Annotated in this window: 8 protein-coding genes and 2 tRNA genes; 3 read left to right on the top strand and 7 right to left on the bottom strand. The window is 70.5% G+C overall.

The features are described 5' to 3' along the window. Positions 1-104 precede the first annotated feature (104 nt). The 5 genes from clpX to ACWDNY_RS30525 all read right to left on the bottom strand — a co-directional run bounded on the left by clpX (position 105) and on the right by ACWDNY_RS30525 (position 5,188). Positions 105-1,391: an ATP-dependent Clp protease ATP-binding subunit ClpX gene (clpX, locus tag ACWDNY_RS30545; RefSeq protein WP_451649053.1), complete on the bottom strand. Its 1,287-nt coding sequence runs from the start codon at positions 1,389-1,391 to the stop codon at positions 105-107. A 206-nt stretch (positions 1,392-1,597) separates the two neighbouring features. Then, complete coding sequence (locus tag ACWDNY_RS30540) at positions 1,598-2,278, bottom strand: ATP-dependent Clp protease proteolytic subunit (protein WP_451649052.1); 681 nt, start codon at positions 2,276-2,278, stop codon at positions 1,598-1,600. Between the two features lie 200 nt (positions 2,279-2,478). Further along, positions 2,479-3,084, bottom strand: coding sequence for an ATP-dependent Clp protease proteolytic subunit (locus ACWDNY_RS30535; RefSeq protein ID WP_189705719.1), 606 nt, complete (start codon positions 3,082-3,084; stop codon positions 2,479-2,481). Positions 3,085-3,493: 409 nt separating this feature from the next. Further along, positions 3,494-4,924 carry a trigger factor gene (tig, locus tag ACWDNY_RS30530; RefSeq protein WP_451649051.1) on the bottom strand — a complete coding sequence of 477 codons (1,431 nt, stop codon included), beginning with the start codon at positions 4,922-4,924 and terminating at the stop codon, positions 3,494-3,496. 187 nt (positions 4,925-5,111) lie between these two features. Then, positions 5,112-5,188 (bottom strand) — tRNA-Pro (locus ACWDNY_RS30525). A 151-nt stretch (positions 5,189-5,339) separates the two neighbouring features. Between ACWDNY_RS30525 and ACWDNY_RS30520 the strand changes: the two genes are divergently transcribed. Next, positions 5,340-5,413, top strand: a tRNA-Gly gene (locus tag ACWDNY_RS30520). A gap of 125 nt (positions 5,414-5,538) precedes the next feature. Here the strand turns inward: ACWDNY_RS30520 and ACWDNY_RS30515 are convergent. Continuing rightward, complete coding sequence (locus ACWDNY_RS30515) at positions 5,539-5,772, bottom strand: SHOCT domain-containing protein (RefSeq protein ID WP_451649050.1); 234 nt, start codon at positions 5,770-5,772, stop codon at positions 5,539-5,541. Positions 5,773-6,191: 419 nt separating this feature from the next. Here ACWDNY_RS30515 and ACWDNY_RS30510 point away from each other — a divergent pair, with 419 nt between their 5' ends. Beyond that, on the top strand, positions 6,192-7,181 hold the full coding sequence (locus ACWDNY_RS30510; protein ID WP_451649049.1) for a ferritin family protein: 990 nt from the start codon (positions 6,192-6,194) through the stop codon (positions 7,179-7,181). A gap of 319 nt (positions 7,182-7,500) precedes the next feature. Here ACWDNY_RS30510 and ACWDNY_RS30505 read toward each other — a convergent pair whose 3' ends face one another. Then, a complete protein-coding gene (locus ACWDNY_RS30505) occupies positions 7,501-7,695 on the bottom strand; it encodes a hypothetical protein (RefSeq protein WP_451649048.1) in 195 nt (64 codons plus the stop codon). Between the two features lie 473 nt (positions 7,696-8,168). Here ACWDNY_RS30505 and ACWDNY_RS30500 point away from each other — a divergent pair, with 473 nt between their 5' ends. Beyond that, complete coding sequence (locus ACWDNY_RS30500; RefSeq protein ID WP_451649047.1) at positions 8,169-9,359, top strand: acyltransferase family protein; 1,191 nt, start codon at positions 8,169-8,171, stop codon at positions 9,357-9,359. Positions 9,360-9,692: the final 333 nt, after the last annotated feature.

The following is a 9,692-nucleotide window of genomic DNA, read 5'->3' as shown; positions in this document are numbered from 1 at the left end:
CCCTCCCCCTACCCCCCTCTGTTCCTATCTCGGCCTGCCGCCCGCCCCCCCCACCGGACGAAGGGCCCCGGTCGACCGGGGCCCTTCGTCCGTTCGGGGGGCGGTTACGCCGACTTCTGCTCGCCCGGACCGCGGCCGCGGGCGTCACGCGGGATCAGGGTCGGGTTGACGTTGGAGTGCACGACGTCCGCCGTGATGACGACCCGGGCCACGTCCTTGCGGGACGGGACCTCGTACATCACCGACATCAGCACCTCCTCCATGATGGCGCGCAGGCCGCGGGCGCCGGTCTGGCGGAGGATGGCCTGGTCGGCGATGGCCTCCAGCGCCTCGCGCTCGAAGTCCAGCTCCACGCCGTCGAGTTCGAACAGCCGCTCGTACTGCTTGACCAGGGCGTTGCGCGGCTCGACGAGGATCTTCAGCAGGGCCTCGCGGTCGAGGTTGTGGACCGAGGTGATGACGGGCAGACGGCCGATGAACTCGGGGATCATGCCGAACTTGACCAGGTCCTCGGGCATGACGTCCTCGAACTGGTCCTTGGCCTCCAGCTCCCGCTTGGAGCGGATCGTCGCGCCGAAGCCGATGCCCTTGGCACCCGCGCGGCCCTCGATGATCTTCTCCAGGCCGGCGAAGGCACCGCCCACGATGAACAGCACGTTCGTCGTGTCGATCTGGATGAACTCCTGGTGCGGGTGCTTGCGGCCGCCCTGCGGCGGGACCGACGCCGTGGTCCCCTCCAGGATCTTCAGCAGGGCCTGCTGGACGCCCTCGCCGCTCACGTCACGGGTGATCGACGGGTTCTCGCTCTTGCGCGCGACCTTGTCGATCTCGTCGATGTAGATGATCCCGGTCTCGGCCTTCTTGACGTCGTAGTCGGCCGCCTGGATCAGCTTCAGCAGGATGTTCTCGACGTCCTCGCCGACGTAGCCCGCCTCCGTCAGCGCCGTGGCGTCGGCGATGGCGAACGGGACGTTGAGCATGCGGGCGAGGGTCTGGGCGAGCAGCGTCTTGCCCGAACCCGTGGGCCCGAGCAGCAGGATGTTCGACTTGGCGAGCTCGATGCCGTCGTCGCGGCCCTGGGCTCCGCCGTTCTCGCCAGCCTGGACCCGCTTGTAGTGGTTGTACACCGCGACGGACAGGGCCTTCTTCGCGGGCTCCTGGCCGACGACGTACCCGTCCAGGAACTCGTAGATCTCGCGGGGCTTGGGAAGCTCCTCCCAGCGCACCTCGCTGGTCTCCGCGAGTTCCTCCTCGATGATCTCGTTGCAGAGGTCGATGCACTCGTCGCAGATGTACACACCGGGCCCTGCGATGAGCTTCTTGACCTGCTTCTGGCTCTTGCCGCAGAACGAGCACTTGAGCAGATCGCCGCCGTCACCGATGCGTGCCACGGTGTGCTTCCCCTTCGCCTGGGAGACGCCTAGGTCCAGCGGCTCCTGGTGCTGCCTTATGTCCGACGGTACCTTGCCTGGACCCTCGTTCGGGCCCCCCTTGGCGCGGTTCACTGCGACGTACCGCTGACGCACCGTGCCAAGGAGCGGCAGACGATACCCCCAGGCTCCCGGTTTCCCGCGAGCCGGGGGCGCCCCCTCCCGCGTCAGCGGACGTCGGCGTTGTTCATCTTCCTGGTCGAGATGATCTGGTCGATGAGGCCGTACTCGAGCGACTCCTCCGCGGTGAGGATCTTGTCGCGCTCGATGTCCTCGCGGATCTTCTCGATCGGCGTGTTGGAGTGCCGGGCCAGCATCTCCTCCAGCTGCGAGCGCATCCGCAGGATCTCGTTGGCGGCGATCTCCAGGTCGGAGACCTGACCGCGGCCCGTCTCACTGTAGGGCTGGTGGATCAGCACGCGCGCGTTGGGCAGGGCCATGCGCTTGCCCTTGGTGCCGGCGGCCAGCAGCACCGCCGCGGCCGAGGCGGCCTGGCCCATGCACACCGTCTGGATGTCCGGCTTGACGAACTGCATCGTGTCGTAGATCGCCGTCAGCGCGGTGAAGGAGCCGCCGGGGCTGTTGATGTAGACCGAGATGTCACGGTCGGGGTCCATCGACTCCAGGCACAGCAGCTGCGCCATCACGTCGTTGGCGGAGGCGTCGTCGATCTGGACGCCGAGGAAGATCACACGCTCCTCGAAGAGCTTCGCGTACGGGTCGTACTCGCGGATGCCCTGGGAGGTGCGCTCCACGAAGCGCGGGATCACATAGCGGGATTCGGCCGAGGGGCCGGTGTACTCGGCGCGGGTGCGGTCGTAGAGGCCGCTGCCGGGGAAGTCGTTCACGGTGTCTCCTGGAAAAAGGCTGGGCGGTCGGCTGGGGGGCTTGCTGGGCTGCGCCGGCCCCACCGCGGGGTCCCGGCCGCCCGCAGGGGCCGTCAGGCGCCTCTGCGGGGCTTCGGGCGGCCCGGTGCGGCGGCGGGGCTCCACAGGGGCCGCCGGGGCCTCGTGCGAGCGCACGGGGCCGTGTGGGCCCCGGGAGCGGCTCAGGCCCCGGTGCCGCCACCGCCCGGCATGCCGGCGGCCGTGGGGATCACGTCGTCGATGAGGCCGTACTCCTTGGCCTCGTGGGCGTCGAACCAGCGGTCGCGGTCCGAGTCCCGGGTGATCTGCTCGACCGACTGCCCGGTGTGGAAGGCGGTGAGCTCTGCCATGCGCTTCTTGGTGTGCAGCAGCCGCTCGGCGTGGATCTTGATGTCCGAGGCCGAGCCGGCCAGGCCGGCGGAGGGCTGGTGGATCAGGATCTCGGCGTTCGGCAGCGCGAAGCGCTTGCCGCGGGTGCCCGCGCTGAGCAGGAACTGGCCCATCGAGGCCGCGAGGCCCATGGCGATGGTCACCACGTCGTTCTTGATGAACTGCATGGTGTCGTAGATCGCCATGCCCGCCGTGATCGAACCGCCGGGGCTGTTGATGTACAGGTAGATGTCCTTGTCCGGGTCGGCGGCAAGGAGCAGCAGCTGTGCGGTGATCTTGTTCGCGATGTCGTCGTCGACCGGCTGGCCGAGGAAGATGATCCGCTCGTTGAGCAGCCGGTTGTAGACCTGGTCGCCGAGGCCACCACCGATGGAAGGCTCGCCGGCGGCGGAGGGCATCAGATTCGTCACGTATCCACCTGCTCGTCTTACGACGGCGCCGGGCCGTCTCACGTGTTCTGCCGGGGCGTGGGACCCCGGTGCGCCACCGTGCGGGGCGGCTTCGGGGACTCCCCTGCCCTCGTATTCATGGACCCTAACGCGCGGGTCCCTTCGGGGAATCCCGCAGACGGGGCTGTTCGCTGTCAGCGCAGGTCGGTGGATTTCCGGCGCTGCTCAGCGCGTCGCGCGCCGCGCCCCGGCGCGGGGGCGCCGGGGTGTCGCCGGCAGCACGGCGGCCACGGACCGTGGGCCGCCGGTCACACGGCTTTCCGCGTCCGGCGGGAGGTGTCGGCCGTGTGCCGCGACGGGCCCCGGGCGTCGCACGCCCGGGGCCCGTCGTCGCTGCGTCGCAGACGATCCGCGGGGATCAGCCCTCGGACTTCTCCTCGCCCTCGGTCCCGGCGGCGTCGGCGGACTCGGCGGACTCGTTCGCGGCGGCGTCGGCGGACTCGTTCCCGGCACCCTCGGCGGCCTCGTCGAGCTCCTCCTCGTCGCTCAGGTCGACGACCTCGCCGTTGGTGTCCTTGACCGTGGCGGCCTCGACCACGACGGCCAGGGCCTTGCCGCGGGCGACCTCTCCGACCAGGAGCGGAACCTGGTTCTGCTGGACGACCGCCTGGGCGAACTGGTCGGGCGACATGCCGGAGGAGGCGGCGCGCCGCATGAGGTGCTCGGTGAGCTCCTCCTGGTTGACGTTGACCTGCTCCTTGCTGACGAGCTCGTCCAGCACGAACTGGGTCTTGATGCCCTTGACCGCGGCCTCGCGGGTCTCGGTGTCGAACTCCTCGGCGGTCTTGCCCTGGATCTCCAGGTACTTGTCGAGGGTCAGGCCCATCTGCCCGAGCTGGTGGTGCTCGAGGTTGTGCTTGCGGGTGTTGATCTCGTCCTCGAGCAGCTTCTCGGGGACCGGGACCTCGACCAGCTCGAGCAGCTTGTCCAGGACGCGCTCCTGCGCCTGCGTGGCCTGGTCGTACTGCTTCATGTTCTCCAGGCGCTTGCGGCTGTCCGCACGCAGCTCCTCGAGGGTGTCGAACTCGGAGGCGAGCTGCGCGAACTCGTCGTCCAGCTCAGGCAGTTCACGCTTGGCGACCTGGCTGACCCGGACGGTGACCTCGGCCTCCCGGCCGGCCGCCGAGCCGCCCTTCAGCTCGGAGGTGAAGGTGGCCTCCTCGCCGGCGGACAGGCCCTTCACGGCGTCGTCGATGCCGTCCAGCAGCTCGCCGGAGCCGATGGTGTACGAGACGTCGCCGGCGACGCCGTCCTCGAGGACCTCGCCGTCGACCTTGGCCTCCAGGTCGACCGTGACGACGTCGCCGTCCTCGGCGGCGCGCTCGACGGGGGTCGTCGACGCGAAGCGCTCGCGCAGCTGCTCGACCGCCTCCTCGACGTCCTCGTCGGTCACCTCGACGGCGTCGACCTCGACCTCGATGCCGGAGAAGTCCGGGATCTCGATGGCCGGGCGGATGTCGACCTCGGCGGTGAAGTTCAGCGTCTCGCCGTCCTTCAGGTCCGTGATGTCGACCTCGGGCTGGCCGAGCACGTTGAGCTCGGCGTCGTTGACCGCCTCGGTGTAGAACTTCGGAAGCGCGTCGTTGACCGCCTCCTCCAGGACCGCACCGCGGCCGAACCGCTGGTCGATGACGCGGGCCGGGATCTTGCCCTTGCGGAAGCCCTTCACCGTGACCTGCTGGTTGATCTTCTTGTACGCCGCGTCGAGGCTGTCCTTGAGCTCCTCGAAGGGCACCTCGACAGTGAGCCGAACCCGGGTCGGGTTCAGGGTCTCCACGGCGCTCTTCACGGTTCGGTCTCCTTGTGGCTGACTTCTTGGTTTCTGCCGGAGCCTGACAGGTCCGGCGGATTCGCCGCCCGGAGGGGTTCGTAGGCCGGTGGGCCGGACACACGGGCGCGCAGTCTGCATAGTAGCCGCAGCCGCTCTGCGTCCCAAAAGGCGATCGCGGGGGTGGTCGCCGAAAGGGATCGGCGGGTGGTCGGGGTGGCGGGATTTGAACCCACGGCCTTCCGCTCCCAAAGCGGACGCGCTACCAAGCTGCGCCACACCCCGTCTGGTGCGACACGTAGGGTACATGGCCGGAGGCGGTCCGGCCTCCGGCTTCACCGGGGGCACTCCGACGCACGAAGGGGTGTGCGGCGACGGCGTGCGACCCGCTACGATGCCTGGTGTGCCGCGGTCACCGACTCGCGGCGCCTTGTGTGCGGGCGTAGCTCAATGGTAGAGCCCCAGTCTTCCAAACTGGCTACGCGGGTTCGATTCCCGTCGCCCGCTCCATACGGCTCGGGGCCGGGCCGGAGGTTGTTTCCTCCGGCCCGGCCCCGAGTGTTTTCCAGAAGCGGCGACCGGTCCGCCGTGCCCCCGTGTGCCCGGTGCGGTTCCGCCGGCTCGGCCGGCAGGGGTCACCGGTGCTCCCGCAGCAGCGCGAGCCGACGTCTGTACTCGTCGTCGTCGATCTCCCCGCGCGCGAATCGCTCGGCGAGCAGGTTCTCGGCCCGCCGGTCCTGCCACCCGCCTTCGCCGGACGGTGGCGGCGCGCCGGGCTGTCGCTGGTGGGGCGAACCGGTGAGGTGGCGCACCAGGGCGATCAGGCCGACAAGCAGGACGGCCAGGAACAGCACCGTGAAGAGCGGCATGATGAGGAACCATCCGCTCCAGCCCCCTCGGCCGCCGTACCACATCATGCCGATCACTTCCCCAGGCCGACTACTGCGTCAAGGCCAGCATGAATCAGCGGGGCCTCGCGCACGCCGGGCCGAAGTTCCCGGCCGGAGGGCCGGAGGACCCAACGCCGTCCCCGGATCGGCCCTGGTTCCTCCGGAGCAGCGGAGCGGGGCGGCCACGGGGATCCGGCAGGCGGGGTACGGGCGCGTCCTCCGAGGCCGGTCGCGCTCTCAAGGCGGACGGCGGGTTGGCCGCCGGCAGCGGCATCACTGTGCGTACTCACTCGAACGGGTGACGTGAAGGGGCAGGGATGCACGGGTGCGGCTGGCATGAGGAGGGGACGCCTGCACCCGAGGGCGCCCCGATGGGAGGACGTATGTTCCGCCACTCGATGCGCACGCTTCTGGTCGGCCTGTGCGCACTGACCACCGCGTCCCAGGCCGCCACGGCCGTGGCCCTCACCCACCCGGCTGATCAGGACCGGGCGACACGCGCCACGGTCCGGGCTCTGCACACGCAGACCCTCCCCGACCTGGCCACCGCCATGAAGGGCGAGGCCTACGCGCACGCCTTGTACGGCCTCTTCGCCGCCCAGGCCGACGGGCAGGGCCAGCCGGCGGCCGGCGGCAAGATCGACGACAAGGCCGACCCGGCCGTCGGTCAGCTCTTCCGCGCCACGGCACGGACCGAGATGGACGAGCACCTGCGCGAGGCCGCCGCCCTGGCCGGCGCCGTCGGCACGAACGCGGCCAACCTGCGCCAGTCCATCAACGGCGAAACCTACGAGCACCAGGTCATGTACCGCGGCTTCGCCGAACAGGCCCGCAAGGACGGAGACGTCGAGGCCGCCGATCTGTTCACCGAGATCGCCTCGGACGAGGGCCGCCACCGCGACGCCTACCGCACCGCGCTCACCGCCCTGACCACCGGCCACGGCTCCGTCCCGGCACCACCGACGGCGAAGACGGTGCCGGTGCCCGCCGGACCGCCGAAGGTCAAGGCCGCCCGCACCAGGGCCAACCTCGACACCGCCATGCACGGCGAGGCCCTCGCCCACGCCAAGTACATGCTCTACGCCGCCCGCGCCCGGCAGACCGGCAACGCGGCCCTGGCCCGCCTGTTCGAGGGCACCGCCGGAGTCGAGCTGCACGAGCACTTCGCCGGCGAAGCCGCTCTGGGCGGCCTGGTCCGCACGACGAAGACGAACCTGCGCACCGCCCTCACCGGCGAGCGCACCGAGGCGACCACCCGGTACCCGGGCTTCGCCGAGCGGGCCGCCGCCGTCGGCGACACCGCCGCCGCCCGCTACTTCCGGGACACGGCAGCCGACGAGGCCAAGCATGCGGCCGCGTTCCAGCAGGCACTCAACCGGCTGAGCTGACGCTCGGTCGAGCCGCGAGACCGGCCGGACCCGGAAGGCGAGGTGTCCGGCCGGTCGACGCGTCGCAGGGGCCGGCCGGACCGCGCTCGCGGGCCCTGCGGGCGGGAGCCGGTGACACGGGCCGGAGTCAGCCGGGCCCGGGGCGGCGGTGGGATCGCCGGGGCGGTGGTGCGTGTGCCGGGGCCGCGGGTAAGCCGTGACCGGTCGTCTCGCCCGCAGCTTCTTCGGGCCGGGGGGCCGCCGCCCGCTGGGCGGACGGCCGGGGGCCCTGTATGGCCGAGGTCGGTCAGGAAGCTGATCGCCGGGTCACCGAGGCGGGTCAGAAGCTGATCGAGTTGATGGTGTCGGCTATCGAGTTCATGAACCGCTCGATGGACGGCGCCATGCCGGTCGACGCGAGGAAGAAGCCGAACAGCACGGCGACGATGGCCGGCCCGGCCTTGATCGACCCGCCCCGGAGCAACACCACCAGGATGATCGCCAACAGCAGCACCACAGACAGTGAAATGGCCACAACTGATCACACCCTCGGTCGGTCCGCTCTCCGGCCCGGGGACGCCAACCCCGCACCCCCGCCAGAACCATCGTGCCACCAAGGCGGCCCGCTTATGCGGCGAGTGACGCATCATCAGCCCCCGGCGTCCCCGCGAGCCCTCCCCGACGGGCCGGCGCACCCCTCCCGCCGCGGCTCCCACGGCCAATTCGCAGGGCATTCGCACAGGAAATCGGCAGGCATCGTTTCCATGTCCACACACGGCGTTCGCAGATGACTCGCGCTGTTACGACGGACACACCGTGATGCGCCCATCATTCGGGAAGAATCGGGATATGGAGGGTGCCCCGGATCGCCCGGGCGGCGCCGCCGCCGTGCCCGCCGTCACCGACTGGAACATGTCTGCTCCGTCAATTCCCGGGCATGCGCAGCGAATACGCAGAACGACGTCGGGAGTTTTACGGATTCCCGCGGCCGACGCTAGGGTGCCTCAGATGTTCCACGCTGCCTCGTCCCCCGGCCAGAACAGAACACCGCTCCCTCAGGCCCGTCCGTCGGCGCCGGAGACGCCGAGCCCGCGCGGGCCGGCCGAGCGGGCCGGCAGACCCGGCAAGCAGCGCGACGCGTTCTTCGACAACGCCAAGTACCTGGCGATCGTGCTGGTGGCGATGGGGCATTCCTGGGAGCCGCTCAAGGACGACAGCCGAATTCTGGAGGCCGCCTACACGGTCGTGTACTCCTTCCACATGCCGGCGTTCATCGTCATCTCCGGATTCTTCTCACGGAGTTTCGACGCCCGCCCCGACCGGCTCAAGCGGCTGGTCACCGGCGTGGTCGTGCCGTACGTCCTTTTCGAGACCGCCTACTCCGTCTTCGCCCGCGTCGTCGGTCACGCCACCGATCAGGAGATCAGTCTCCTCGACCCCTGGTACCTGACCTGGTTCCTGTGCGCGCTGTTCGTCTGGCGGCTGACCACTCCCCTGTGGAAGCTGGTGCGCCGGCCCCTCCCGCTCGCGCTCGGCATCGCCATGCTGGCGTCCGTCAGCCCGGCCATCGGCGACGACCTCGACCTCCAGCGCGTGCTGCAGTTCCTGCCCTACTTCGTGCTGGGCCTGACGCTGCGGCCGGAGCACTTCCAGCGGGTGCGCCGCCGTTCGGTGCGGATCCTGTCCGTGCCGGTCCTCGTGGTGGCGCTGGCCTTCGGCTGGTGGGCGGTGCCGCGCATGAACACCGCCTGGTTCTACCACCGTGACGCCGCGCAGGAACTGGGCGCTCCCTGGTGGGCCGGCCCGGTCATGACCCTCGCGATGTTCGGCTGCTCGCTGCTGCTGACCGCCTGCTTCTACGCCTGGGTGCCCGGCCGGAGGACATGGTTCACGGCGCTCGGCGCGGGGACGCTGTACGGCTACCTGCTGCACGGCTTCCTGGTGAAGGCGGGCACCTACGGCGGCTGGTTCGACCACCCCTGGCTGCACCACCCGCTCGGTGAGATCGCCGTGACCGTGCTCGCGGCGGCGGTCGTCACCGTCCTGTGCACACCGCCGGTCCGGCGCGCCCTGCGGTTCGCGATGGAGCCGGAGATGAAGTGGGCCTTCCGCCAGGACGCGGCCCAACTGGCGCGGGAGCGCGAGGGGTCCGGGGGCCGGACACCGCAGCGCGAGAAGGCCGGCGCGCGCGGCGCCTAAGGGCTGTCCCGTGATCCGCGGTGGATCAGCGTGCGGCGTCGGATGCGGTGCATCGCAAGGCGGAGAGTCGTCCTCATACTGGGCGTATTCGGGCGAGCCGACAACGCGGCGAGGTGCCGTAGCTGTCGTCGTGCGCCCGCCGGGGATTGCGGGGCAGCCCTTAGTGCCGCGGCAGGCAATGTTCGCCCGTCGGCGGGTGCCTGCAAGGTGAGGGCGCCGGCCGTGCCTAGTGCCGCGGCAGGCAACGTTCGCCCCGTCGCGGCGCCCGGCACGCTCCCCCAAGCTCTCGGCTCCGCTCGAGCAGGGGGTACCCCCACTCGCCGCACCGGCCGG

It is taken from the genome of Streptomyces sp. NPDC003697 (genome assembly GCF_053587115.1).
The sequence above is the reverse complement of the archived record's forward strand: the minus strand, read 5'-3'. Positions and strand labels throughout refer to the sequence as shown.